The organism is Cytobacillus gottheilii, from assembly GCF_001636345.1.
In the GTDB taxonomy this organism is placed as follows: domain Bacteria; phylum Bacillota; class Bacilli; order Bacillales; family Cytobacillaceae; genus Cytobacillus; species Cytobacillus gottheilii.
Genome location: NZ_KV440945.1, coordinates 835,798 through 860,510, shown reverse-complemented (window position 1 = coordinate 860,510; position 24,713 = coordinate 835,798). Strand labels below are relative to the sequence as shown.

The 24,713-nt window shown below is 41.9% G+C and carries 27 protein-coding genes, 1 tRNA gene and 1 riboswitch; of the genes, 2 read left to right on the top strand and 26 right to left on the bottom strand.

The features are described 5' to 3' along the window. Nucleotides 1-8: 8 nt before the first annotated feature. The 4 genes from A6754_RS04050 to A6754_RS04035 all read right to left on the bottom strand — a co-directional run bounded on the left by A6754_RS04050 (nt 9) and on the right by A6754_RS04035 (nt 3,417). Entirely contained in the window at nt 9-1,031 is a 1,023-nt protein-coding gene (locus tag A6754_RS04050) for a sugar-binding transcriptional regulator (protein ID WP_066442633.1), read from the bottom strand. A 210-nt stretch (nt 1,032-1,241) separates the two neighbouring features. Beyond that, complete coding sequence (locus A6754_RS04045) at nt 1,242-1,481, bottom strand: glutaredoxin family protein (RefSeq protein ID WP_066442632.1); 240 nt, start codon at nt 1,479-1,481, stop codon at nt 1,242-1,244. A 13-nt stretch (nt 1,482-1,494) separates the two neighbouring features. Beyond that, nucleotides 1,495-2,826: an RNA polymerase factor sigma-54 gene (gene rpoN, locus A6754_RS04040; protein ID WP_066442631.1), complete on the bottom strand. Its 1,332-nt coding sequence runs from the start codon at nt 2,824-2,826 to the stop codon at nt 1,495-1,497. Nucleotides 2,827-3,002: 176 nt separating this feature from the next. Next, nucleotides 3,003-3,097: riboswitch (cyclic di-GMP riboswitch) on the top strand. A 122-nt stretch (nt 3,098-3,219) separates the two neighbouring features. Then, nucleotides 3,220-3,417: a hypothetical protein gene (locus tag A6754_RS04035; protein ID WP_066442630.1), complete on the bottom strand. Its 198-nt coding sequence runs from the start codon at nt 3,415-3,417 to the stop codon at nt 3,220-3,222. 74 nt (nt 3,418-3,491) lie between these two features. Here A6754_RS04035 and A6754_RS04030 point away from each other — a divergent pair. Both A6754_RS04030 and clpP read left to right on the top strand, forming a co-directional pair. Further along, nucleotides 3,492-3,563, top strand: a tRNA-Arg gene (locus tag A6754_RS04030). Nucleotides 3,564-3,897: 334 nt separating this feature from the next. Further along, nucleotides 3,898-4,494: an ATP-dependent Clp endopeptidase proteolytic subunit ClpP gene (clpP, locus tag A6754_RS04025; RefSeq protein ID WP_066442629.1), complete on the top strand. Its 597-nt coding sequence runs from the start codon at nt 3,898-3,900 to the stop codon at nt 4,492-4,494. 154 nt (nt 4,495-4,648) lie between these two features. On the opposite strand, the gene A6754_RS04020 is transcribed toward clpP, so the two are convergent. The 22 genes from A6754_RS04020 to A6754_RS03905 all read right to left on the bottom strand — a co-directional run bounded on the left by A6754_RS04020 (nt 4,649) and on the right by A6754_RS03905 (nt 24,661). Beyond that, nucleotides 4,649-4,906, bottom strand: a complete 258-nt coding sequence (locus A6754_RS04020) for an HPr family phosphocarrier protein (RefSeq protein ID WP_066442628.1) — start codon at nt 4,904-4,906, stop codon at nt 4,649-4,651. Nucleotides 4,907-4,930: 24 nt separating this feature from the next. After that, the gene (whiA, locus tag A6754_RS04015) at nt 4,931-5,881 is read right to left on the bottom strand and encodes a DNA-binding protein WhiA (RefSeq protein WP_066442627.1); all 951 of its coding nucleotides are present in this window, start codon (nt 5,879-5,881) and stop codon (nt 4,931-4,933) included. Nucleotides 5,882-5,937: 56 nt separating this feature from the next. Then, nucleotides 5,938-6,915 (bottom strand): gluconeogenesis morphogenetic factor MgfK, encoded by a 978-nt coding sequence (gene mgfK / locus A6754_RS04010; RefSeq protein ID WP_066442626.1) that lies wholly within the window; start codon nt 6,913-6,915, stop codon nt 5,938-5,940. Continuing rightward, nucleotides 6,912-7,805 (bottom strand): RNase adapter RapZ, encoded by an 894-nt coding sequence (gene rapZ, locus A6754_RS04005; RefSeq protein WP_066442625.1) that lies wholly within the window; start codon nt 7,803-7,805, stop codon nt 6,912-6,914. The genes mgfK and rapZ overlap by 4 nt, the downstream gene beginning before the upstream one ends. Before the next feature lie 40 nt (nt 7,806-7,845). Beyond that, nucleotides 7,846-8,304 (bottom strand): NUDIX hydrolase, encoded by a 459-nt coding sequence (locus A6754_RS04000; protein ID WP_066442624.1) that lies wholly within the window; start codon nt 8,302-8,304, stop codon nt 7,846-7,848. Nucleotides 8,305-8,718: 414 nt separating this feature from the next. Further along, nucleotides 8,719-9,675, bottom strand: a complete 957-nt coding sequence (trxB, locus tag A6754_RS03990; RefSeq protein ID WP_257299084.1) for a thioredoxin-disulfide reductase — start codon at nt 9,673-9,675, stop codon at nt 8,719-8,721. A 236-nt stretch (nt 9,676-9,911) separates the two neighbouring features. Continuing rightward, nucleotides 9,912-11,405: a tetratricopeptide repeat protein gene (locus tag A6754_RS03985; RefSeq protein WP_066442621.1), complete on the bottom strand. Its 1,494-nt coding sequence runs from the start codon at nt 11,403-11,405 to the stop codon at nt 9,912-9,914. A gap of 120 nt (nt 11,406-11,525) precedes the next feature. Then, nucleotides 11,526-12,482: a nuclease-related domain-containing protein gene (locus A6754_RS03980; protein ID WP_066442620.1), complete on the bottom strand. Its 957-nt coding sequence runs from the start codon at nt 12,480-12,482 to the stop codon at nt 11,526-11,528. Nucleotides 12,483-13,476: 994 nt separating this feature from the next. Beyond that, nucleotides 13,477-14,109 (bottom strand): bifunctional phosphoribosyl-AMP cyclohydrolase/phosphoribosyl-ATP diphosphatase HisIE, encoded by a 633-nt coding sequence (gene hisIE, locus A6754_RS03970; RefSeq protein WP_066442618.1) that lies wholly within the window; start codon nt 14,107-14,109, stop codon nt 13,477-13,479. Continuing rightward, nucleotides 14,106-14,864: an imidazole glycerol phosphate synthase subunit HisF gene (gene hisF / locus A6754_RS03965; RefSeq protein ID WP_066442617.1), complete on the bottom strand. Its 759-nt coding sequence runs from the start codon at nt 14,862-14,864 to the stop codon at nt 14,106-14,108. Before hisF ends, hisIE begins: the two co-directional genes overlap by 4 nt. Continuing rightward, complete coding sequence (gene hisA / locus A6754_RS03960; RefSeq protein ID WP_066442616.1) at nt 14,858-15,583, bottom strand: 1-(5-phosphoribosyl)-5-[(5-phosphoribosylamino)methylideneamino]imidazole-4-carboxamide isomerase; 726 nt, start codon at nt 15,581-15,583, stop codon at nt 14,858-14,860. The genes hisF and hisA overlap by 7 nt, the downstream gene beginning before the upstream one ends. Beyond that, nucleotides 15,555-16,217, bottom strand: coding sequence for an imidazole glycerol phosphate synthase subunit HisH (gene hisH, locus A6754_RS03955; protein ID WP_066442615.1), 663 nt, complete (start codon nt 16,215-16,217; stop codon nt 15,555-15,557). Before hisH ends, hisA begins: the two co-directional genes overlap by 29 nt. After that, a complete protein-coding gene (gene hisB, locus A6754_RS03950; RefSeq protein ID WP_066442614.1) occupies nt 16,218-16,805 on the bottom strand; it encodes an imidazoleglycerol-phosphate dehydratase HisB in 588 nt (195 codons plus the stop codon). A 12-nt stretch (nt 16,806-16,817) separates the two neighbouring features. Then, nucleotides 16,818-18,086 (bottom strand): histidinol dehydrogenase, encoded by a 1,269-nt coding sequence (gene hisD / locus A6754_RS03945; protein ID WP_066451350.1) that lies wholly within the window; start codon nt 18,084-18,086, stop codon nt 16,818-16,820. Continuing rightward, nucleotides 18,086-18,730 carry an ATP phosphoribosyltransferase gene (hisG, locus tag A6754_RS03940; RefSeq protein ID WP_066442613.1) on the bottom strand — a complete coding sequence of 215 codons (645 nt, stop codon included), beginning with the start codon at nt 18,728-18,730 and terminating at the stop codon, nt 18,086-18,088. Before hisG ends, hisD begins: the two co-directional genes overlap by 1 nt. Continuing rightward, entirely contained in the window at nt 18,727-19,911 is a 1,185-nt protein-coding gene (locus A6754_RS03935) for an ATP phosphoribosyltransferase regulatory subunit (protein ID WP_066442612.1), read from the bottom strand. Before A6754_RS03935 ends, hisG begins: the two co-directional genes overlap by 4 nt. A gap of 191 nt (nt 19,912-20,102) precedes the next feature. Then, nucleotides 20,103-20,636 carry an acyltransferase gene (locus tag A6754_RS03930; protein WP_066442611.1) on the bottom strand — a complete coding sequence of 178 codons (534 nt, stop codon included), beginning with the start codon at nt 20,634-20,636 and terminating at the stop codon, nt 20,103-20,105. Beyond that, on the bottom strand, nt 20,633-21,286 hold the full coding sequence (gene ppaX, locus A6754_RS03925; protein ID WP_066442610.1) for a pyrophosphatase PpaX: 654 nt from the start codon (nt 21,284-21,286) through the stop codon (nt 20,633-20,635). The genes A6754_RS03930 and ppaX overlap by 4 nt, the downstream gene beginning before the upstream one ends. After that, the gene (locus tag A6754_RS03920) at nt 21,276-22,220 is read right to left on the bottom strand and encodes a nucleoside recognition domain-containing protein (RefSeq protein WP_066442609.1); all 945 of its coding nucleotides are present in this window, start codon (nt 22,218-22,220) and stop codon (nt 21,276-21,278) included. Before A6754_RS03920 ends, ppaX begins: the two co-directional genes overlap by 11 nt. A 6-nt stretch (nt 22,221-22,226) precedes the next feature. Next, nucleotides 22,227-23,045 carry a prolipoprotein diacylglyceryl transferase gene (lgt, locus tag A6754_RS03915; RefSeq protein ID WP_066442608.1) on the bottom strand — a complete coding sequence of 273 codons (819 nt, stop codon included), beginning with the start codon at nt 23,043-23,045 and terminating at the stop codon, nt 22,227-22,229. 50 nt (nt 23,046-23,095) lie between these two features. Next, the gene (gene hprK / locus A6754_RS03910; RefSeq protein ID WP_066442607.1) at nt 23,096-24,031 is read right to left on the bottom strand and encodes an HPr(Ser) kinase/phosphatase; all 936 of its coding nucleotides are present in this window, start codon (nt 24,029-24,031) and stop codon (nt 23,096-23,098) included. A gap of 282 nt (nt 24,032-24,313) precedes the next feature. Further along, nucleotides 24,314-24,661: a phage holin family protein gene (locus A6754_RS03905; protein WP_066442606.1), complete on the bottom strand. Its 348-nt coding sequence runs from the start codon at nt 24,659-24,661 to the stop codon at nt 24,314-24,316. Nucleotides 24,662-24,713: the final 52 nt, after the last annotated feature.

Below are 24,713 nucleotides of genomic sequence, written 5' to 3'. Positions count from 1 at the left end.
TAAAGGTTTTACCCTTTTAACAACTGATTTGCTGCACCTTCATCCGTGATCAAAATAGTGGATTTCGGAGCTCTTTTCATATAAGCAGCAATGGCTTTTGCCTTTGAGCCTCCACCGGCAACAGCTAGGACATGCTGAATAGCAGTCAAGTCTGCGAGCTGCAGGCCGACCGTTTGAATTTTATGAACGATCTCACCGGCTTCATTAAAATAATAACCAAACGCTTCGCCCACTGCATTTGCTGCAATAAGCTTTTCCACATTCTCACTGCTGGTTTTACGGCGTTCCGCCATTGTAATAGCATCTCCAATTCCGTGGAGAACCATGCATGCAGACTTAATCAAATGAAGAACTTCAGTAAAGTTTGGATCCTTAATCATAGACTCATACATTTCCTTGCTCACTTCGTCTGGCGCGTACAAGACTCGATGTTTTGAATCTGTATTTTCTGCCATTTGTGAACAAATCGTATTCGCCTGATTTTTGACATCCTCCCCAATACCGCCTCTGGCAGGTACAAACAGCCAATCCTGATCAGGTTTCGTTGGCGTCAGCATTTTTGCCACAGTTGACATGGTTGTTCCACCAGTCACACCGATGATATTCTCTCCATGCAAGGAGGATTTCATCCATTGTGCCGTTGCTCTGCCGAGTTCATTTTTAACCCAAGGAGCCTCGTCCGCGTTTCCGGAAACGATAATGGCTCTTTGAATGCCCAATTTATCGGCCAGCTGCTGTTCCATTTTCACTATACCCGAAATTTCTCTCATTATGCTGCGAAGTTCGACAAGTAATTTTCGACCATCTTCCGTAACGCTCATTCCTAAGCTGGCAACGGTAATCAAGTCCTGTGTTTTCAGAAAATCTACTTCACTGCGAAGTACTCGTTCAGTAAGCCCAAGACTCACTGCCAAGCTCCTTCTGCCCACAGGCTGCATTTGGTTTATGTACTCAAGAATGTGGTAGCGTTTCTGCATAACAGCAAGCAAATCTGGCAATAATTTTTTCTGGATATCAATTAGTGAGTACATCTCGCAGCTCCTTACAATCACCTGTTGGTCAATTTTAGTCCCGCATAGACATATTATGTCCCACCGACTGAAAAAAAAAATCACGCTTGCTATAATTTGAATTTTAGCAAGAATGATTCTTGAATGCAACTAATATTGTCTTATTTTCAAGCCTATTTTTTTAGAAATAAATTCAGTGGCTATTTTTGTTGTAGCAGCTGCAGCTTCTGCCTATTTAACTAGAGCTTCCTCTACTGTAAAACGATCCACTTGGCCATACTGAATCTCTTCTCCATCGACATGGACAACTGGAATCATTAGGCCGTATCGTTCGGTCAGCTCATCACGATCATCAATATCATATTCAATATATTGAAAGTTGAATTCTTCTTTTAATTCCATAATGATTTGTTTCGCTTTATCGCATAGTGGACATTTATTTCGAGTATATAAGGTTAACGTCTTATTCATGGATAGCCTCCTTTCAATCATATCTTTTTCGTTTAGAAGAGGAAGGAATCCCAAGCTGTTCTCGATATTTAGCTGCTGTCCTTCGTGAAATGACAAAGCCAGACTCTGTTTTCAGCAAATTGGCAATCTCCTGATCTGAAAGTGGTTTTTGTTTATTTTCTGAGGAGATAAGCTTGTGAATCGCCGCTTTTGCCTCTTCAGATGACGCATCAGCATTGCCTGCCGTCTTAATCATACTGACAAAAAAGGTACGCAGTTCATATGTTCCAAACGGAGTCTGCATATATTTCCCTCTAACCGCCCTGCTCACGGTTGATTCATGGATTTCAAGTTCATCCGCAATTTCCTTCATCGTCATTGGCTTTATAAATGCTGGTCCCTTTTGAAAAAATTGCGGCTGGCGCTCTGCGATCTTTTTTGTAACTTTTAAAATTGTTTCTTTCCTTTGTTCAATTGAGCGTTTAATCCATTGGTAATCCTGCTGCCGGTTCTGCAGGTAACGTTCCACCTGCTGATCACCTGCACTGTGAAGTTTCTTTGCATATCCTTCATTATAGGAAATACTAGGTACGCTTTCATCATAAAGCTGGATATGAAGGCCGTTTTGTTCTGTATACACGATGACATCAGGTATGATATATGCTGGCTTTTCGGAGGCAAAGCTTGCTCCCGGTTTCGGATTTAACGTTTGCACCAGATCATAGACTGCTTGAATTTCTTTTACATCTGCTCTGATTTCCCTCGCTAACGGTTTCCACTTTTTATCCGCAAACAACTGAAAGTGCTGGCGGATAATTTCTTCAGCCCTTTCGTTGGCTGGCACAAGACGCTCCAGCTGCAATAATAAACATTCCTGCAAACTGCGCGCACCAATCCCTGCTGGTTCTAAATGCTGCAGGACGTCGAGCTGCTCTTCCACAGTTTCTTCATCAGCTCCATAAAGCTGTGCGACCTGCCGCAAATCGATATTATATAAGTAACCGTTTTCATCAAGGCTATATATAAAATGAAGAATGATTTTTTTCTCCGGTTCTGTCAGATCGGCCGGAAGCTGCTGAATCAGATAATCATCCAATTGCTGAACACTTACAGCAAGCTGTTCAATCCAATTCTCTTTATCTTGATTTTGTTTAAGCTTTGATTTTTTAATTCGCTGTGCACGGGGATCCATTGTTTTCACAAAGTTTGAGTTTAGCTCCATCAGGGGATTTTCCAGAGCCTTTTCTTCCAGAAAGGCAGTGAGCTCCTGGGAGTTAAACTGCAATAGCTCAATAGACTGCTTTAGCTCCTGAGTCATTGCTAACTTCAAGGTTTGCTGCTGCCATAAACCTGCTTTTAAATCCATTCTGCTTCCCCCTTCATTCCTATTTTACCGTAATATGAATGATTATTGTATGGAGAAATTCTGTCAGCGGAAAAGCACATGAAAACGGTTTAATTCTAAATCTGAAATAGATGCCTTTATTTCTATTTTGTTACAAATCAAAATTTTACAATGATATATCTTTCATTTTATGGTATTATTCCATTGGGCAAATTTTACGAAAGTAAAAGACGCAAAGCCACGGGCCTAAAGTATGTGCTTGTACACATGCCATGGCAGCCGGGTTGCATATAAGTCGATCATTCCTTTTTAATTTGCCTAATACAACTTTAAGAAGGGTGAACAATGATTTTTCCAACAGTACTCAGCAAAGACAAAGAAACTAGACACGTCGTCAAGGACCAGCACACATGCTTATGCGGACACAAGTACAATGTCTTTACGACTTTCACCAAGAACGATTTCAAGAAGATTCAGTTCAGAAAGAATGAAGTTATCACCTGTCGAGCATGCCGATCCATCATTGAATGATGGGCCGGCATTTTTGCTTCCTGCCATTTTCTTTCGGCTCAATTCCAGCAAACTCGTAGACAAGTTAAAAGATTGTTGCATTGTTGTTCATATTATCCTATAATTAGTATTCGTAACGCTTAAGGAATTGGAGCGTTTACAGCACTTGATATTCTGCCCTCGTGGTGCAACGGATAGCACGTAAGATTCCGGTTCTTGAGATGGGGGTTCGATTCCCTCCGAGGGTGTATGAAAAGGCCATTGCTGATTGAAGCAATGGCCTTTTCTTGTTTAGAAGGTTCGTTCCATTTTCTGCTTTACTCCTCTGAAAGCAGGCAAGCAATTTTTTATTTTCCCACAAGGTGTTAAAAATATGCAGGTTGGGTAAAATATAAAGTGGAATGTTCACAAAAAGTATTTAGAAATAGGTCAATCAAAATCTGTCGAACGATTTCGCTTTCCTAAAGGTGCGATTCTTTTGACCTTTATTGACCATTAGTGTATGATAAAACTACATAAAAATGGTGTATGTCTTACAGAATGAAGTCTGCACTATCCCTTAATTTTAAAGGAGGAATTAGAATGAATTTAATCCCTACAGTTATCGAACAAACAAACCGCGGGGAACGTGCTTATGATATTTACTCCCGCCTTTTAAAAGACCGTATTATTATGCTTGGCAGTGCAATTGATGATAATGTTGCCAACTCAATTGTAGCTCAATTGCTATTTTTAGAGGCTGAAAATCCTGAGAAAGATATTACATTATACATCAACTCTCCAGGCGGAAGCATCACGGCTGGTATGGCGATTTACGATACAATGCAATACATCAAGCCTAGCGTTTCTACAATCTGCACAGGTATGGCTGCTTCTATGGGGGCATTCCTTCTAGCTGCCGGTGAAAAAGGAAAACGCTTCGCACTTCCAAACAGTGAAGTGATGATTCACCAGCCACTTGGCGGTGCTCAAGGGCAGGCAACTGAAATTGAAATTGCTGCAAAACGTATTCTTTTCCTTCGCGAAAAATTAAATACGATTCTTGCTGAGCGCACTGGTCAGCCGCTTGAAGTGATTGCAAAGGATACAGATCGCGATAACTTTATGACAGCTGAAAGAGCATTAGAGTACGGCTTAATCGACAAAATCATTTCCCGCAATCCAAACGAAGCAAAATAATGGTTCAGAGTGAGGCACTAACATGTGCCTCGCTTTTTTTGTTCCTGAAATTAAATTCATAACTTGGCAGTTGTACTGAGACTACTCCTCAGCTTCTAGTTCGCATAGCTCCCCAAGAAAAAAGGACACATTCCTAAAAATGTGCCCTTTCTTTCTATTGTTCTTGTTGAATGTATTTAGCCAATTGTTCTAGCGCTTCTTGTTCATCACTGCCGCTTGCCATTAATGTGATTGTGGCACCCGTGCTGACAGCCAGGCTCATTAAGCCCATTATACTTTTCGCGTTTACCTTTTTTCCATCTCGTTCTAAGAAAATATCAGATGAAAAACGATTTGCTTCTTGAACGAATAATGCCGCTGGCCGTGCCTGTAAGCCTGTTTTTAATTTTACCTCAACCTGTTTCTCCACCATAAAAATCAATCCTCCTATTGCTCGCTACTGGGGGATTGTAATATCACCCGCTTTTAGCTTTTCTGCAATTTCATCAATTTTACGAAGTCGGTGATTAATGCCTGATTTGCTGATATTTCCACCAGACACCATTTCCCCAAGCTCTTTTAAAGTTACATCCTGATAAGCTACACGCAGTTCTGCAATTTCCCGTAATTTATCTGGAAGAATTTGCAGCCCTACCGTTTGTTCAATATATTTTATGTTTTCGACTTGGCGCAGTGCTGCACCAATCGTTTTGTTCAAGTTCGCAGTTTCACAATTTACAAGACGGTTAACCGAGTTTCGCATATCACGGACAATCCTGATATCCTCAAACCGCAGCAAAGCAGCATGAGCGCCAATAATATTTAAGAATTCGGTTATTTTTTCTGCTTCTTTTAAATACGTTATAAACCCTTTTTTTCGTTCCAGTGTTTTGCTGTTTAAGCCAAATGTGTTCATAAGCTCGCATAATGCATCATTGTGTTCCTTATATAAAGAAGCAATTTCAAGGTGATACGACGATGTTTCCGGATTATTGACAGAACCGCCGGCAAGAAAAGCTCCGCGAAGATAAGAACGCTTACAGCATTTCTTTTTTACAAGCTCCTGGGCGATATCATGTGTAAAAACAAAGCCTTCACTTAGGATTTTTAAATCATCAAGAATTGTACTTGCCCCTTCAGCAAGACGGACAATATAGACATTGTTTTTCTTTAATCTCATTTTTTTACGAACAAGCAGCTCTACCTGAACACTATAATTCTTTTTAATTAGCGTATAGATTCTTCTGGCAATCGCTGCATTTTCCGTCTGTATGTCAACAACCAATTTACGATTGGAAAAGGATAAGGAACCATTCATCCGGATTAAGGCAGAGAGTTCAGATATACTGCAGCAGCCCTTTGTTTCAATATTGGTAAGTTCTTTTTTTGTTTCTGAAGCGAAAGACATTCCTTCACCCCCTACCTGGCACAATGTTCTAGATATAAACATTGGCACTGTATATACTACGCTTCAAAACGCTTTTTGGTTTCAGCTAAAAGCAAATGATAAAGAATATCTGCCACTTCCTGTGTATCATGGCGGATGATTCCGCCTTCATAGCTGACGATCTCACCTGGTATTACCTCAAGTCCCAACTCATGAAGCCGATCTACATCGTAAAAAACAGGCTTCGCCATTTCTTCAATATATTTTTCCTGCACGTGTGCCGGTATATTCTCCTTGTTAACGAGAATGGTATTCATAAATGCTGCATTCATATGATCATATATGGCTTTAACATGATCACTTGCCGTGTAATTATGAGTTTCACCAGCCTGAGTCATTAAGTTGCATATATAAACTTTTTTTGCTCGTGAACGGCGCACCTCATTGCCAAGCTTCGGCACAAGCAGATTAGGCAGGATGCTTGTATATAAACTGCCTGGACCAATAATAATCATATCTGCCTGTCTTATAGCATGAACCGATTCAGGCAAAGGCTGGATTTGCTTAGGTTCAAGAAAAACCCGCTTAATCTTTTTTCCAGAGTACGGAATTTTGGACTCACCTGTCACAATCGTGCCGTCCTCCATCTCCGCTTTCAAAACTACACTCTGATTGGCCGCCGGAAGCACTTTGCCTCGTACATTTAAAACTTTACTCATCTCTTGTATGGCATGAACAAAATTTCCTGTAATCGATGTCATGGCAGCCAATATTAAATTCCCTAATGAATGACCTGCAAGTTCATTGCTCGTTGAAAATCGGTGCTGAAACATTTCTTCAATCAGCGGTTCAACATCAGAAAGCGCCGCTAACACATTGCGAATATCACCAGGAGGCGGAATATTTAAATCATCTCTAAGCCTGCCTGAACTGCCGCCATCATCAGCTACGGTTACAATGGCTGTAATATCAACAGGATACTTTTTCAATCCTCTTAAGAGGACTGGCAGTCCTGTGCCGCCGCCAATGATGACAATCCTCGGCTGTCTGTTCATTTTGTCTTTTCCTTTCTCCTCTCAATGTCACGATGCGTAATTTTCGTATGATAATCCTCTTGAAAGAAGTGCCCCAAATATTCAGCAAGCGCAACAGAACGGTGCTGGCCGCCTGTACAGCCAATGGCAATGACAAGCTGTGATTTTCCTTCTCTTTTATAATGAGGAAGCATAAAACTCAGCAATTCAGTCACTTTTTCAAGAAATTTCGTTGTTTCAGTCCATTTAAGCACATAGCTTGAAACCTCTTCATCTAACCCTGTTTTAGGACGCATATGGTCGATATAGTGCGGGTTAGGCAAAAAGCGAACATCAAACACAAGATCCGCATCGATTGGAAGGCCATATTTAAAGCCAAAAGACATGACATTGACAGTAAAAATGGTTTTTTTATTCACTGAAAATTCCATTAGTATTTTTTCACGAAGTTCCCTTGGCTTCATAGAAGAGGTTTTATAAATAAGCTGTGCTCTTCCCTTCAGTTCTTCAAGCAGCTCGCGCTCAAGCTTAATGCCTTCAAGAGGCAGCCCTGATGGCGCCAATGGGTGAGACCTTCTCGTTTCCTTATACCTGCTTACGAGCGTCGAATCATCAGCGTCTAAAAAAAGAATCTTGGGTGTGACCCATGATTTTTCAGCCAGCTCGTCTAACGCTTTAAAAAGGTGATCAAAAAACTCACGGCCGCGAAGGTCCATTACCAGCGCAACCTTATTCATCTTATTCCCGGATTCCTTCATCAGTTCAAGAAATTTTGGCAGAAGAGTTGGGGGCAAGTTATCAACACAGAAAAACCCGAGATCTTCGAAGCTTTGAATTGCTACTGTTTTTCCTGCTCCAGACATACCTGTAATAATAACCATTTGTGTTTCATTTATTGAACCCGTACTCATCATTATTTCCCCCCGAAACTGCTTCGATTTTTATAGAACATTAACTAGGATCGAGCCTATAACTGATCAGTTCAAAATCTGGTGTATACGTAAATGTGCCGTAAATCATACCATTTCCATGAATCATGTAGTCCAAAATGTGATAATCACCAGCTGCCATCGGCAAATCTTTTATCTCCTCAAGCTTATGCCATGAAAGCTTTCCTTCCTCAGACTCATCCACATTAAGTCCATCAGATTCCTGCGCCATAAAGGTGAACATCATCCATTCAGACAGCACCTTATCGCCATCCTTCATAATAAAAGTGAAAATGCCTTTTATATTCGGATTGCGCAAGTAAATACCTGTTTCCTCCCGAAATTCTCTAATGCAAGAATCTCTAACCGATTCTCCCGGCTCCATTTTTCCGCCAGGCGCAACCCACCAGCCGCGTCTCGGTTTTTGAAGAAGCAACACTTTATTCTCTTTTAACAATACACAATTGGTGACTCTTTGCACTACTTTCACCTGACCTTTATGACCGGGCCGCATTACCCGAAGCCCACGTTATGCCGTTTTTATATTCCTTATATTATACTATGTTTGCAGGACAGCGACAACGATTGACTGCCGCTGCCACAGCTTTTATCCAATTTCAGCTAATCGGTCTTGTCCTAAAACAGACAGCTCTAGACAAAGGTTTCTTTTTATTTGTATTTTATACCAAATCATTTGAACGCAAAAAAAAGGAGCCCAGCTCTCACTGTGCTCAACAAGATTTATATCTTAAAAAGGGGGTCAATTTCTATTCTTATATTACCCGAAATTTGTTTCACTAACGTTACAGCACAGTTAAAACATAATGACTTTTTGTAAAGTCTAATCTAACATTTGAATTTATGCTTATTAACGTGCTGAGCAAAATTACACAGATTATTTTGCTTCTGCTTTAAAACTCTCCTGCAGTTCTTCAACATAATGCTGAACACTTTGAGCAGCGATGCTTCCATCACCTGTCGCAGTTACGATTTGACGCAATGTTTTCTCACGAATATCTCCTGCTGCAAAAATGCCAGGCACTTTTGTTTCCATGCGCTCGTTTGTTTCGATATAGCCATTTTCATTTGTAATGCCGAGGCTTTCAAATGGCTTTGATAAAGGCACCATACCGATATAAACGAAAACACCGTCTGCTTTAAATTCTTGTTCTTCGCCATTCACAGTGGAAACAAGTGTTGCGCTGCCTACTTTACCGTCTTTTTCATTGATTTCTTTTACCGTATGATTCCAGATGAAATCAATCTTCTCATTGTCAAACGCACGCTGCTGCAAGATCGCTTGTGCACGAAGCTCATCACGGCGGTGAACAATTGTCACTTTGCTTGCGAAACGAGTTAAATAAACTCCTTCTTCAACAGCAGAGTCTCCTCCTCCGACAACAACTAGCTCTTTGTTTTTAAAGAATGCCCCGTCACATACTGCGCAATAAGAAACGCCGCGTCCGCCAAGCTCTTTTTCTCCAGGAATGCCAAGTTTTTTATACTCCGCTCCAGTTGTAATAATTACAGCACGAGCTTTGTATTGCTTTGAACCTGCAATGACTGTTTTATATTCGCGTCCGTCAATAATTTCTTTAATATCGCCATATGCGTATTCCGCGCCAAATTTCTTCGCATGATCAAACATCTTCGTAGAAAGCTCAGGTCCAAGAATATGCTCAAATCCAGGATAGTTTTCAACTTCTTCTGTGTTTGCCATTTGCCCGCCAGGAACGCCGCGCTCTAACATTAAAGTCGTCAAGTTTGCACGAGATGTATAAACAGCTGCCGTCATTCCCGCAGGGCCAGCTCCAGCTATAATGACATCATAAATTTTTTCTTCCGCCACAATACTTCCTCCTTATATAAAATGTGCAGGAGATTACCCAGCCGCAGTTTATGCTGCGCTTCTTATTTCCATACCCATTTATTATCTTCTCCATCTAACATGATCCTATAAAAAATCAGTTTGCACATTTCTTAATCAGTCCAAATGGCTGATATCAAGCATTTCGGCAGTAAATTTCACTGCTGATTATTTTTCTTAATCATATAAAAAAGAGCAGATTTCGTCCAAAAATCTGCTCATTAAAGGAAATTATTTACCAATTTAATGTATTTTCCTAAAGTAGAAACGGAAATGCCGTACTGTCCAGCCAATTGTGCTTGTGGAACCTTTTCACTGCGCATCTTTTTCCAAACATACTCAAGCGCAGCTGCCCAGGCTAACTTATTTTTAATAAGCACACTGTTCTTTTCCATTTCAATAAATACAGTAAACCACAGCAGATAAAGACCAGCTTCCGTTGTGCCAATCGGATGATGATTTTCATATAAAAGCTGGGCAATTTCATGCGCGCCTACTGCTGTGCTCTTCGCTGAACCTGTTGTAATGTAGGACACATACTCTTGTTCAAGCGCAGATAATTTATGGTTTTTCTTAATGCCTTCCGATAAAAGCAGTTCATCCTGCTTACTCGAAACCGAAATCAGGAATAGAGCAAACATTCTTTCCTCTTTATAATCACTCTTCAGCTTTTTTAGAATAGAAGAAGGATGATCTTCAAAACCATTTTGCTCCTGTTTCTCTTCGTTCCACGGCTCGAAGCCCTCTTTATCAGGATTCATTTCGACTGCTTTTTTCCAAGTAGAGCGGGCAATATCCTCTCTCCCGGTAAAATAAGCCGCATACGACAGCCAATAATAGAATGGCCCATCACCGTCAAATCCTGATTTCTGCAGCTTCCGAAGCCATTGAAACGCCGCTTCATACTCCCCAGTCAACGCAAACGTTGCACCAAGCTTAAACTGATGCTCAGCAGACATCGGCTTAATTTTCTTTAATGTTTCTTTTAACAGCTTGATCTCTGCAAAACTGCGCTGATAAAAGGCAAAAACAAGCCTGTTGCATAACGCATGCAAATTCCCTGGATTCTCTTCCAGCACTTTATTTAAAATTTCGGAAGCCTTCTGCACTTCCCCTAAATAAAAATACGCAAGCGCCAAATTATTGTAAGCCGACCAATATTCCGGATAATCTTCAATAACAGACGTTAAGATTTCTACCGCCTTTGGAAAATGGCCCGATTCGAGCAATTCCCTAGCCTGCTCCTGCTTAATAATCAGGTCATCCTGCTCATAGAGATCCTCATCATTCTCCTCAGCCTCCAGTGTTAATAAATCAAGCAAATCCTCTGTATCATCAGAAAACTCCCCATCATCATTTAACTCCAGATAAAGATTCGCATGCTGATACGCATCCTTAAAAAAGCCCATATGAGCATAATTGTTAGCTAAAAAATAATGACACTCACTCATGTCCTCATCCAGCTCTTCCAGAATCATATGAAGCAGACGATTCGACTGCTGATGCTCACCCATCTCTGAATAAACAATCGCAAGCTGACACACAATCATCGGCTCACCCGGCTCCAGCTGCATGGCACGCTGTAAATACTTTGTTGCTTTATAAAAATCCCTGCGATGATAAGCCTTTACTCCTTTTGAAAAGTAATACTCACCCGAAGGATTAAACGACAATAACTTTCCCATCTGATGTCTCGCTTTAGAGTCTTTACTCATGAAATCCTCCATCATACATATTAACTGTAGTAGTATATCATATGTACAAGCATTAGGAGAAGGGCTTGTGGGGATGTAATTTGGTTTGGGGGATCAGAAAAGAATAATAACTGATTCAATTCAGTGTAAACTATAGTACACACGACTTCTCCCATTACCAGAATGAGGAAGATTCATCTTTTTCAGAAGTCTACTTGCTGTCTGCTCAGAATCCATGTAAGTAAAGTCACGAAATTTTTGATTTGTCAGTGGTGAATCGAATAAAAGGAAATAACTCTCCACTGCTTTGACATGCGCGTTTAGATCTATCTTGCAGCAATTCGTGCATTTCCATGTTCCATGCTTGCGCTGCATTGGCGTGTGACCACAATCAGAACAGCGTACGCCCTTCTGTACATCCTCATGGGTGAACTGATTGGCCTTTAAAACATCATATGTTTCCCGACAATGAAATTTTGACAGCATTTTTGCCATTTTCTTCACTGCTTTCTGTTCATGAATGACCATGTGATACTTCTTATTTAGGCGTTCAATCTCTTCAATTAGATATTGTGCATGAATTATTTTGGAGATCGCATATTTGGAATTGGTTTTCAGAATGGTAGAGGGCTTGCTGATTATTACGAGGTACTCAATGGGAAGGTGGATTGCTTTAGTTTGAAATACTTTATCTAAATCTTGCTTTTGATACTTCGCCTGCTGTACTGGATTTTGATAGCCTTTCACTTCTCCTTCCGGTGTTGTTTGAATCAGCTGATTACAATTAACATCGATAAAAAGTTCACCTGCCAGATTTTTCACTTCAATAATTAAGGCATACTTATCTGTTAATAACAGCGTGTCAATCTGAAAGTAATCGGAGTTCATTTTCAATCTTAAACTGTGGAGAATGCAGTAATCATTTTCGGGTAATTTCCTCAAATAATAATCAATCGCCTTTTCTCCATAATAACCAGCTAGCCTCGATTTTAACTCCCCATCTAATATTGCTCTTTTTTCAGGAGGCAGGGTTACTCTGTCTAATAAGGCTTGAATTTTAAGAATCCGAATGGGTATTTCCCGTTCTTTTATAATCAAATCATCACTTCCTTTAAGGTTATATTTGCTTATTGGCTTGAAGTATCCTTCCTTTGGGATAAATCCTCACAGAAAGTTCAAAAATGAGTTAGTCTTGGGTGGGAGACTGTTTTTTTAACTCATATTTTGATTTCCTGATTCGTTTATTTGTAAAACTGATCAAAATACGTGTGATTTCATCTTTTAACCCTTTTTCGAGCTCTGGAATGGTTTTTCATGAACTAGATTTATGCTTCTTTGCTTGAAATCTGCACTTTTTCGAGCTTTTGGCTCCTTTATTTAGTCTATTTCTTTCTTGGGATGGGGGATTTCTATCAAATTTTCTGCGGTTCCTATCAAAATATTTCTTTTTCCTATCAAAATTGCTTGGTTTCCTATCAAATTTCTGAAGTTTCCTATCAAAATTTCGGGTTTTCCTATCAAATCGAATTTACAGACGCAAAATTACCTTTTTTAGTTCAGATATCTGCCTTCCCACCTGGTATCTGCATAATTTCGGACTTTTTGCTCCTTTATTTAGTCCGTTTTTCTCTTCAGGTGGGGGATATCTATCAAATTTTCTGCGGTTTCTATCAAAATATCTCTCTTTCCTATCAAAAGTGCATGGTTTCCTATCAAACTTTTGAAGTTTCCTATCAAAATTTCCGCTTTTCCTATCAAATCGAATTTACAAATACAAAATTACCTTTTTTAGTTCTGATTTCTGCCTTTTCACCTGGTATCTGCATAATTTCGGACTTTTTGCCCCTTTATTTAGTCCGTTTTTCTCTTCAGATGGGGGATATCTATCAAATTTTCTGCGGTTCCTATCAAAATATCTCTTTTTCCTATCAAAATTGCATGGTTTCCTATCAAATTTTTTAAGTTTCCTATCAAAATTTCCGCTTTTCCTATCAAATCGAATTTACAGACGCAAAACTACCTATTCTAGTTTAAAATCCCGCTCTTTCCGATCAAACAGCAGCTCCCCTCAACAATAAAAAAACCGCCCACTCTACTCAGCGGCCGGTTTCTCGTGTCTTTTCTCCAATACCTTCAATACGTCTCCAAATGGAAGGTCTTGTTCACGCAATAGGACAAGCAGGTGGTACAGCAGATCTGCTGATTCCCATTTTAATTCTTCCTTGTCACGGTTTTTAGCAGCGATAATGACTTCGGAGGCTTCTTCGCCCACTTTTTTCAAGATCTTATCGACGCCTTTTTCAAATAAATACGTGGTATAAGCGCCTTCTGGGCGTTCAGCTTCGCGATCACGAATCACTTTTTCAAGTTTTCCTAAAATGCTGTAATCTGCGGGGGCATCTCCCAAAGCTTCTCCCTTATAAACACTCTCCTCAAAGCAGCTTTCTGTCCCTTTATGACAAGCAGGTCCAGCAGGCTGAACGAGTACGACTATTGCATCCCTGTCGCAATCGAGTTTTATTTCTACGATTTTTTGAGTATTTCCGCTTGTTGCGCCTTTGTGCCAAAGCTCTTGTCTGGAGCGGCTATAGAACCAGGTTTCACCTGTTTCAAGCGATTTCCCGTAGGATTCTTCATTCATATATGCGAGGGTCAGCACTTCTTTTGTCTCGGCATGCTGAACGATTGCCGGGATGAGTCCATTGCCATCAAATTCAATATTCATCGGATACACACTCCTCTTTGTTTCACACTTTCCTTCACTTCTGCTACAGAGGTTTCTTTATAGTGAAAAATAGAAGCTGCCAGAGCGGCATCTGCCTTGCCGTCCAGGAATGCTTCCGCAAAATGGTCAGCGTTTCCTGCACCGCCTGAAGCGATAACCGGCACGGAAACGGCCTCACTGACTGCTTTAGTTAAAGCAATGTTAAAGCCCTTCTTTTCACCGTCTGCATCCATGCTTGTCAGCAGCAGTTCGCCGGCACCTCTTTCGACCGCTTCTTTTGCCCATGAGATGACATCCCGCTCTGTCGCTTTGCGGCCGCCGTGTGTGTACACCCGCCAAGTGCCAATCTCTTCATCATACTTGGCATCAATGGCAACGACGATGCATTGTGAACCGTAAAAGTTGGCTCCTTCTGTAATCAGCTCTGGACGCAGAACAGCTGCTGTATTTAATGAAACCTTGTCAGCTCCTGCTCGTAAAATGCGCTTCATATCTTCAAGCGAGTTGATGCCGCCCCCGACGGTAAACGGAATGGCAAGCTCAGAAGCAACAGCTTTTACTACCTCCACCATTGTTTTACGCCCTTCATGTGAAGCTGAAATATCTAAAAAGACAAGCTCATCGGCTCCCTGTTCATCGTAAAAACGAGCGAGTTCAACTGAATCGCCAGCATCGCGGAGCTCCACAAATTGAATTCCCTTTACGACTCTTCCTTCCTTTACATCAAGACAGGGAATGATTCTTTTTGTCAGCATAACGCCACCGCCTCTTTCACTGAGAACCGCCCTTCATATATCGCTTTCCCAACGATAGCACCCGCGACTCCCTGATCTGCATGCTTCTTTAAAGCAGCAAGATCTGCAAGACTGCTGACTCCGCCTGAAGCAATTACATTTTTGCCGGTTTCCGCTGCCAGTTCAACAACAGCTTCCACATTTGGTCCAGACAGCATGCCGTCAGTAGCAATATCAGTAAATATAAATGTTTCCGCTCCGGCTTCAGCGAAGGTTTTTCCAAGCTCAACTGCTCTTACTTCTGAAGTTTGCAGCCAGCCATGTGTAGCTACATAGCCATTTTTCGCATCAAGTCCGACAGCAATCTTTTCTCCATATTTACGGATCATTTCAACCGCAAACTCAGGGTTGCTGACAGCAATGCTCCCGATAATGACGCGGGAAATTCCGCGATCCAGGTAATGAACGATGTCTTCCTCTGTACGGATTCCACCGCCAATTTGCACTTTTGCGTGCAGATTCTGTGCCGCTTCTACAACAAAACGATCATTGATTCTTTTGCCGTCTTTTGCTCCATCAAGATCAACCATGTGAATCCACTCTGCCCCAGCATCAGCAAATGCTTTCGCCATGTCAAAGGGTGAATCACCGTATACCGTTTCCTGATCGTAGTCTCCTTGCAGCAGGCGCACACATTTGCCGGCACGCATATCAATTGCGGGATAAATTGTAAAACTCATCTGCGGTACTTCCCTTCTCTGTCAGCTTTGTAAAATTACGCAATAACTGCATGCCCATCACACTGCTTTTCTCCGGATGGAACTGCATGCCGAATACATTTTCCTTGCCCACTACTGCGGCAACATTCACATCGTAGTTTGCTTCAGCAAGCACAACATCCGACTGATCAGCATCCACATAAAAGGAATGCACAAAATAAACATAGTCTTCATCTACACCTTGCAAAAGCGGAGAATCTTGATCAAAACGAAGCTTATTCCAGCCCATGTGAGGCACTTTATAAGATTCTCCTTTGCGATCTACACCTGAGAAACGGATGACTTTTCCCGGCAGCAGTGAAAGACCATTCGTTAATCCGTTCTCCTCGCTGCTCTCAAACAGCAGCTGCATGCCAAGGCATATGCCCAGAAACGGCTTACCTGTTTGTACATACTCGTGAATCATTTTCGTTAATCCGTTTTCGTTCAGGAGATCCATCGCATCTTTAAATGCACCGACACCAGGTAAAATGAGGCCATCAGCCTGCCTTAATCTCTCATGATCGTCTGAAATAAAAGCTTCAACACCTAACCGTTCCAGCGCTTTTTCAACGCTGAACAAATTGCCCATGCCATAATCAATGATGCCGATCATTTACAACATTCCTTTCGTGGATGGAACTCCTTTTATACGAGGATCAATGGTCGTTGCCTCATCAAGAGCACGTGCCAGTGCTTTAAAAATAGCTTCTATAATATGATGCGTGTTTTGTCCGTAATGTACGATCACATGCAAATTCATTCTTGCCTCTAATGCAAGCTTCCAGAGAAATTCATGAACCAGTTCGGTATCAAATGTGCCAACCTTCTGGCTCGGAAATTCTGCTCGCATTTCTAAGTGTGGGCGGTTGCTCAAGTCAACCACTACCTGCGCTAACGCTTCGTCCATTGGCACAAAAGCATTTCCATAGCGCTTAATTCCTTTTTTATCACCTAAAGCTTCCTTCAGTACATGACCAAGGCAGATTCCAATGTCCTCTGTCGTATGGTGATCGTCTACTTCGGTATCGCCATCAGCATTAACAGTCAAGTCAAATTGGCCGTGTTTGGCAAAAAGGTCCAGCATGTGGGTTAAAAAAGGCACGCCTGTTTGTAAATCACTTTTGCCTTCTCCATCTATATTTAATGACAATTGAATTTTGGTTTCGTTTGTATTTCTAGTGATTTCTGCTGTACGAGTCATGTTATTTTCCTCCTATTTAAACCGCGATTCAACGGCACGAGCATGTGCTTCAAGGCCTTCCATTCTGGCAAAAGCAGCAATATCTTCCGCATTCTTCCGCAATGCTTTTTCACTGTAGTAGATAATACTCGATTTTTTCACAAAGTCATCGACACTTAATGGACTAGAGAATCGCGCTGTTCCATTTGTCGGCAGTACATGATTGGGTCCGGCAAAATAATCACCCACAGGCTCTGAGCTGTATCGTCCCATAAAAATGGCACCAGCATGGCGAATGCTCCCCAATAGTGTCATCGGCTCTGCCGTCAGCAGTTCCAGATGCTCAGGAGCAAGCTGATTCACCAAATCTACTGCTTCATCCATTGAATCTGTAACATAAATGGCACCGTAGTTTTCAATCGATGATGCGGCGATTTCTTTGCGCGGCAGGGTTTTGAGCTGCTTTTCTACTTCCAGCTTTACGTTTTCCGCTAACATCATGCTGTCTGTAACGAGAATGGCACAGGCGCGTTCATCGTGCTCAGCCTGTGATAAAAGATCTGCAGCCACCTCATTGGGAAGGGCTGTTTCATCTGCAAGAACAACAATTTCACTCGGTCCGGCAATCATATCAATATCCACATCTCCGTACACTTCCCGCTTGGCAAGAGCGACATATATATTGCCTGGTCCTGTGATTTTATCAACACTAGGAATGGTCTCTGTTCCGTACGCAAGTGCTGCAATGGCCTGTGCTCCGCCAACTTTGTATATTTCCGTGACACCTGCTTCATTGGCTGCGACTAAAACAGCAGGAGGCAGCTTGCCTGTCGTGCGATCAGGAGGAGAAGTGATCACGATTTTACTGACACCGGCAACCTGGGCAGGAATCACATTCATCAGCACTGATGACGGGTAGGCTGCTGTTCCGCCTGGCACGTATAAGCCAGCTGAATCGAGCGGTGTTACCTTTTGTCCAAGTGTCGTTCCATCGGCATCTGTTGTGATCCAAGATTGAGTTTGCTGCTTCTCGTGGAAAGCACGAATATTAGCTGCAGCCCGCTGGATGATCTCCTTTTGCTCTTCCTCCAGAAGAGTGTAGGCCTCTTCAATCTCTTCAGCTGTTGCCATAATAGAGGACAGCGTTATGCCATCAAATTTTTCTGTATACTTTAGGACAGCTGCATCGCCATTTTTCCGTACATCAGCTATGATGCTCTGAACGGCAGCACGCTGCTCGTCCGTTCCGCCATCAACAGAACGCTGAATAGAAAGGTTTGCCGTTGCTTTTAATAGTTTCATCATGCGAGCTCTCCTTTTTGCTTAATAACCTCGCTTAGCTTTTCAACGATTTCTGTAATGCGCTCGTCCTTCACCCGATAGCTTACGCGGTTGACAATTAATCTCGATGTAATATGTTCTATCACTTCATACTCAACTAGACCATTCTCAACTAACGTTCTGCCTGTGGAAACGATATCCACAATTCTGTCTGCAAGACCAATCAATGGTGCAAGTTCAATCGAGCCGTTCAGCTTAATGATTTCAACCTGCTCTCCCTGCTGACGGAAATAGGCTGCCGCTACATGCGGATATTTTGTTGCCACCTTTGGCGCCACTTCGTTCATTTTGGTATTCGGAAGACCGGCTACAGCCAGGTAGCAGGCGCTTATTTTCAAATCCAGCAGCTCATATACATCACGCTCTTCTTCGAGCATAACATCTTTACCTGCAATCCCAAGGTCAGCTACTCCATGCTCCACATATGTCGCCACATCCATTGGCTTTGCTAAAATAAAGCGGAATTGAGCCTCAGGAACATCAATAATGAGTTTCCTGGAATCATCAAACTCTGGCGGCAAAGGGAAGCCTGCTTTTCTGAGGAGCTCTGCCGCTTCTGTGAAGATTCTCCCTTTTGGCATCGCAATCGTCAGCAGATTATTCATTGCATTGACTCCTTTCCGCTCTTTCCTAATAAATACACTATATCTTCATATTGCTTTGTGTTGGCATCCAGATCGTGAACACCGCTTATATCCTGCAGCACGACCTTTTTCCCGGATGCTCTTTGTTCACCTGCAAGCTGAAAGGCTTCTTTTCTTCTTTCTGCACTAAAAAAGATGGCGTAAAGAGGTTCAGCCGCTTTTGTCTCTTCTAACGCTTCGAGCAGCCGATCGAAACGAATCGCAAACCCTGTTGCACCCGTATTTTTGCCGAACTTACCCAGCAGTCCATCGTATCTGCCGCCATTGCCAATCGGGAAGCCCACCTTTTCGGCGTACGCTTCATAGACAATCCCTGTATAATAGCTCATATGACTGACTTGCGTTAAATCGAACTTCACGATATCCTCATAGCCATAATCGGCTATGATATCCCAAAGCTGTCGCAATTCCTCAACTTCTTCTGCTCCCTGCCCGTTTTCGAGGATGTCAAAAGCTGCAGGAATGGTTTCATCCTGCCCTTTTAGATGAAGAAAACGAAGAAGGCGCTGCTTATCGATGGATGATAGAGATAGATTTTCAACATGCATCTTAAAGCCCACATAGTTTTTCTCATATAGGAACCTGGTCAGTGCCTCAACTCTTTCATCTGTACCTACTATTTGCTGAAACAGCTTACGGACAAATCCGATGTGCCCAACAGATAATTGGAATTCCTGCAATCCCGCTGCTTTAAGAGCAGAAATCATAAGGGCGATTCCTTCTCCATCCGCACTAATGGTAGAGTCTCCTATACACTCAACCCCGATTTGTTCAAATTCAGCCGGTCTGCCGCCCTCTCTTTGCTGTGCGCGGTAAACATTTTCCGAGTATGCCAGCCGAATCGGGATATTTCTTTTTAACAGTTTCGAAGCTGCTACTCTCGCAATTGGAGCGGTCATATCCGGACGCAGCACCAAGGTGCGCCCCTGCTGATCAAGAAGTTTAAACAGCTGCTGCTCCATAATCGCCGATGCAGCTCCTACGGTTTCATCATATTCCAGTGCTGGTGTAGCAATAAATTGATAGCCCCAGCTTCTCATTTCATTTTCAACTGATGCACGGACATTTCGTTTTATTTCATAAAGCTCAGGCAAGGTATCTCTCATGCCTAATGGCTTTTCAAACATATATAATGGACTCATTCTGTTCGTCACCTCTGTCAAATCCTTTAGTTCGCTACCATGCTAATAAAGTGAAGTTATTAGTTAGTTTACATCTGAAAGTGTGAAGCGTCAATGAAAAACTCTTTGTTTTCGGAAAAATAAGACTAGGAGTGTGAGTAATCTATTAGAATACGCAAAAGAACCCTCTCCCAAAAGGAAGAGGGTTTCAATCAAGATCCATTTCCATAAATCTCATCGTTTGCCCAGCGTTCTGCCAGCTGTTCTTTTGTGTAAATAATCCGCATCGGATTGCCGCCGACAAAAACGCCATCTGGCACATCCTTATGAACAAGCGTACCGGCTGAGACGATAGCGCCATCCCCAATTTTCACTCCAGGAAGAATAGTTGTGTTGGCGCCAATCATCACTTCATCACCAATGACGACTTCTCCCAATCTGTACTCTTTGATTAAATACTCATGTGCAAGAATGGTTGTATTATAGCCAATCACGGTGTTTCGGCCGACGCTTATTTTTTCCGGAAACATCACATCAAGCATGACCATTAACGCAAATGAGGTCTGGTCGCCAACCTTCATTCTTAAAAATGTACGGTAAAGCCAGTTTTTCAAACCTAATATCGGTGTATATCGAGCAAGCTGAATGACGACAAAGTTTTTCACAACCTTGAGAAATGGCACGGTTTTGTATACATGCCAAAGTGAATTGCCTCCTGTTACAGGATACCTTGTCGTTCTTCTCATTTGTTTTCTGCCTCTAAAACATCCAGTAAGTCCGCCATATTTTCTAACATATAGTCAGGTTGATAAGTCATGAGATGATCTTTGCCTTTCACAGACCAGGCAACGGCAGCTGTTTTTGTGCCTGCATTTTTGCCGCCTAAAATATCATGATGATTATCTCCCACCATGATTGCCTCTTCCGGCTTTGAATTCAGCTGATCTAATGCTTTCAGCAGCGGCTCTGGATTTGGTTTGGCATTTTCAACATGATCCAAAGCTACCACAACATCAAAAAATTGATCCAGATTGGTTAAAACAAGTCCTTTTTTTACAACATCTAAGATCTTCGTTGTTACGATCGCCAGCTTATAGCCTGACTCCTTCAAGGTCCTAACTGTTTCAAAAACACCTTCAAACTCTGTTACGAGCAGATCATGATTGGCGATGTTAAAGCTTCTATAGACAGCAATCATTTCGTCCGTCTTCTCAGGATTCAATTTATGAAACGTTTCATGCAAAGTCGGCCCTAAGAATGGCAGAACATCTTCACGGCTATATTTTCCCGGATAATATTGTTCCAATGTATGCAAAAAGGTAGAAATAATCAGTTCATTTGTATTAATGAGTGTTCCATCTAAATCAAATAGAATGGTATTTATCTTAGTGTTCATAAGTTGCTTCCTTTCTTTTTGACAAGTCCGCCCTTCTCCAAAAATACGCTACAGCGAGTGTAAGCACAATGGCGACCCCAAGCCGGATAAGCAAGAGCGGCAGCACAGGGATTCCAAGCGGAATAAAAATCAATGTATCCTCAACAACTGCGTGGCACGCAACTAGGAATATAAACGCAAGGGTGACATCCTTTTTGCTGACGCCATCCTCTTTTACAGCTTGAATCATTACACCTGCACCGAATGCCAGACCAAACAGCAGACCTGCTGCAAGAGTTGTCGATGTATTCTCTTTCATCCCTAACATTCTTGTCACAGGTGCCATCCATTTTGAAAAGACAGCAAGCCACTTTAAATCTTTTAAAATCTGAATGGCAATCATTAACGGAATAACGATTAACGCCAGCTGAAAAATCCCTAAAGCAGCCTTTTGCAGACCGTCCAGTAACATGGCGCCCCAGCCGGTTAATTCGGTCTCATTTTGGGGAATAAACCCATAACGGGCCATTTCCGAGCCGCCCTTCCAAACAAGATTGATAATCAGTGCTGAGAAAAACGCGAGACCAATCCGGACAGCAAGAATGACCCACAGCTTAACACCAACCTTTAATGCTACTCCTGATTCAATCAGAAGATTATGTGAAAAGGACAGCATCACGGCAATAATAAATACTTCTTTTACCGTGAGATCCAATGTTAAGATCGCACCGATTCCAGCATATAAATTCAGCAAATTTCCTAATACGATCGGAATGGCTGCATCACCTGATAATCCGATGATATTCATCAGCGGGGTGATCAAGGAAATCACCCATGGAAGCACCGGGGTGTATTGCAGCAGTGAAACAATTAATGTGACTGGAAAGATGACCTTTCCTAATGTCCATGTTGTCTTTAAACCAACAAGAAAACCTTTTTGTACAGATTGCAGCATACGATTTTACACACCTTTGTCGAGATAGCGCGCGTTTGCATAGCCTTTAACTCTTCTAAAAATGATCAGCGCAATTGCACCAACAATGAGAGCAACCGAAAGCAATTGGGCAGCACGCAAGAAATCGGTAACCATTAGGCTGTCTGTACGCATTCCTTCAATAAAGAATCTTCCGATGGAATACCAAATGACATAGGTTAAGAACAGTTCACCGCGGCGAAGATTTACCCTTCTGAGCAAAATTAAAAGGATAAAGCCCGCAAAATTCCAGAGCGATTCATATAAAAATGTTGGATGATAATAAGTTCCATTGATATACATTTGATTTACAATAAAATCAGGCAAATAAAGATTTTCCAAGAATTGACGTGTAACCTCTTCGCCATGTGCTTCCTGGTTCATAAAGTTCCCCCAGCGGCCAATGGCTTGCCCAAGGATGATGCTTGGAGCAGCAATATCAGCAATTTTCCAGAAAGAAACTTTCTTTATTCTTGTAAAGATGTACGCTGTAATGACGGCTCCAATGAGGGCTCCGTGAATGGCAATACCGCCATTCCAGATCTTAATAATGTCACCTGGATTTTGTGAATAATAGTCCCATTGAAAAATAACATAATAAATTCTTGCTGAAATAATCGCAATTGGAATCGCCCATAACATTAAGTCAGCGAAGATCTCTTTATCCAATCCGCGGCGGTCGGATTCGCGCATTGCGATCACTAACGCAAGGGCAATTCCAATACCAATAATTAAGCCATACCAATTGACCGTGAGCGGCCCTATTTCAAAGGCCACTCGATTAAGCGGTTCTATATTTCGCTCCACTCTGTATTCTCCTCCTCTTATCTGTTCCTGCTTTTTATGTAAAGAGACCCTTAACGATCTTCATGGTCTCCGTCTTCTATAACATCTGACAGTTTATCCGTAAATTGCTGTGCAGCATTTACCCCCATTTTTTTCAGACGGAAATTCATGGCTGCCACTTCGATAATAACAGCTAAATTTCGCCCTGGTCGAACTGGGACTGTTAATCTTGTCACTTCGGTATCGATGATTTTCATTTTTTCTTCATCGAGCCCTAAACGGTCGTATTGTTTTTTCGGATCCCATATTTCTAAGTCCATCACAAGGGCAATTTTTTTATAGCTGCGAACCGCACCTGCTCCAAATAAGGTCATGACATTGATAATGCCAAGTCCGCGAATCTCGAGTAAATGTTCAATAAGCTCCGGGGAACTGCCGACAAGTGTATCTTCATCCTCCTGGCGAATTTCCACGCAGTCATCCGCCACAAGGCGATGCCCTCTCTTCACAAGCTCCAGGGCGGTTTCACTTTTTCCAACACCACTTTTCCCCGTAATTAGAACACCCACACCATATATATCCACTAGTACTCCGTGAATGGCCGTGGTTGGAGCAAGTTTACTTTCTAAGAAGTTTGTCAGCATACTGGAGAAACGTGTGGTTTTTTGCTTTGTCCGCAATAAAGGAACTGCTTCTCTTTCAGATGCCTCTATTAATTCTTCCGGAATTTCCATTTCTCTTGTTACAATGATCGCCGGAGTTATATCTGAACATAGTCTTTCCAGTCTGCCTGCACGTTCTGACTTATTTAGTTTTTTAGCAAACGTCAATTCCGTTTTTCCGATCAGCTGGATTCTCTCAGCTGGATAATAGTCGAAAAATCCGGCAAGTTCAATTCCTGGTCTTGAAATATCAGTCGTCGTGATGGGTCTGTTAATGCCTTCCTCACCACTAATTAATTCTAAATTGAATTTTTCAATAACTTCTTTCGTGCGAACCTTTGGCATAAAAACGCCTCCTTTTATCTCGCTAGCCTTTAACACGTTCTTAACGGTTATTATGCATCAATCTATTTTAGCATTTTTTTCACAAGAACCAAATCGCTGAGATTGTTTTTTGGGTGTTTTTGCATACTTTGTTGCCTTATTAAAGAAGAGAGTGTGTTTCCACTCCATGGCAGTCGCTTTCCGCGGCAAGAGATTTTAAAAACACAAAAACCCGAACCATCAGGCAGATTCATGTAACTCTGCTAACAGTCCGGGTTTTTTTTGGTTGAAATGCTTCGTTTGTTAGTCTTTTGCAAATGTGCTTTGGATGATAATATTTGCGATGGACATGATGATGCTGACGATAAAGGCGGTTCCGAAGCCTGCCAGTTCAAATGAGCTGCCCATAATGCCATCCGTTATAAGCAGTGTAACCGCATTGATGACAAATAGGAATAATCCAAGTGTGAGAAACGTAATCGGCAGTGTCAGGATAATTAAAATCGGTCTGACCAGAATGTTTAGAATCGATAGCACCACACTTGCAATGACCGCTGCTCCAAATCCCGATAAATAAAAGGAGTCTCCAAAAAAGCCACCCAACGCGATAAATAGAACAGCATTTATGAGAATTCCTACTAACCATTTCATTCGCTACACCTCTTTTAACAGCATTGCTGCAGACAGCACTCTTCGCAGCTGT

Coding starts and splice junctions, on each gene's coding strand:
- clpP (WP_066442629.1), top strand. CDS start 3,898: ATGAATTTAATCCCTACAGTTATCGAACAAACAAACCGCGGGGAACGT.
- hisA (WP_066442616.1), bottom strand. CDS start 15,583: ATGAGTTTTACAATTTATCCCGCAATTGATATGCGTGCCGGCAAATGT.
- ppaX (WP_066442610.1), bottom strand. CDS start 21,286: ATGAACACTAAGATAAATACCATTCTATTTGATTTAGATGGAACACTC.
- hisIE (WP_066442618.1), bottom strand. CDS start 14,109: ATGAATATTGAATTTGATGGCAATGGACTCATCCCGGCAATCGTTCAG.
- A6754_RS04045 (WP_066442632.1), bottom strand. CDS start 1,481: ATGAATAAGACGTTAACCTTATATACTCGAAATAAATGTCCACTATGC.
- hisH (WP_066442615.1), bottom strand. CDS start 16,217: ATGATCGGCATCATTGATTATGGCATGGGCAATTTGTTCAGCGTTGAA.
- A6754_RS03985 (WP_066442621.1), bottom strand. CDS start 11,405: ATGAGTAAAGACTCTAAAGCGAGACATCAGATGGGAAAGTTATTGTCG.
- A6754_RS03905 (WP_066442606.1), bottom strand. CDS start 24,661: ATGAAATGGTTAGTAGGAATTCTCATAAATGCTGTTCTATTTATCGCG.
- rapZ (WP_066442625.1), bottom strand. CDS start 7,805: ATGAGTACGGGTTCAATAAATGAAACACAAATGGTTATTATTACAGGT.
- rpoN (WP_066442631.1), bottom strand. CDS start 2,826: ATGGATTTAAAAGCAGGTTTATGGCAGCAGCAAACCTTGAAGTTAGCA.
- A6754_RS04035 (WP_066442630.1), bottom strand. CDS start 3,417: ATGCAACAATCTTTTAACTTGTCTACGAGTTTGCTGGAATTGAGCCGA.
- mgfK (WP_066442626.1), bottom strand. CDS start 6,915: ATGAACAGACAGCCGAGGATTGTCATCATTGGCGGCGGCACAGGACTG.
- A6754_RS03930 (WP_066442611.1), bottom strand. CDS start 20,636: ATGAGAAGAACGACAAGGTATCCTGTAACAGGAGGCAATTCACTTTGG.
- hisB (WP_066442614.1), bottom strand. CDS start 16,805: ATGACTCGTACAGCAGAAATCACTAGAAATACAAACGAAACCAAAATT.
- whiA (WP_066442627.1), bottom strand. CDS start 5,881: ATGTCTTTCGCTTCAGAAACAAAAAAAGAACTTACCAATATTGAAACA.
- A6754_RS03920 (WP_066442609.1), bottom strand. CDS start 22,220: ATGCTGCAATCTGTACAAAAAGGTTTTCTTGTTGGTTTAAAGACAACA.
- hprK (WP_066442607.1), bottom strand. CDS start 24,031: ATGCCAAAGGTTCGCACGAAAGAAGTTATTGAAAAATTCAATTTAGAA.
- hisD (WP_066451350.1), bottom strand. CDS start 18,086: ATGAAACTATTAAAAGCAACGGCAAACCTTTCTATTCAGCGTTCTGTT.
- A6754_RS03935 (WP_066442612.1), bottom strand. CDS start 19,911: ATGAGTCCATTATATATGTTTGAAAAGCCATTAGGCATGAGAGATACC.
- hisF (WP_066442617.1), bottom strand. CDS start 14,864: ATGCTGACAAAAAGAATCATTCCCTGTCTTGATGTAAAGGAAGGAAGA.
- A6754_RS04050 (WP_066442633.1), bottom strand. CDS start 1,031: ATGTACTCACTAATTGATATCCAGAAAAAATTATTGCCAGATTTGCTT.
- hisG (WP_066442613.1), bottom strand. CDS start 18,730: ATGAATAATCTGCTGACGATTGCGATGCCAAAAGGGAGAATCTTCACA.
- A6754_RS04020 (WP_066442628.1), bottom strand. CDS start 4,906: ATGGTGGAGAAACAGGTTGAGGTAAAATTAAAAACAGGCTTACAGGCA.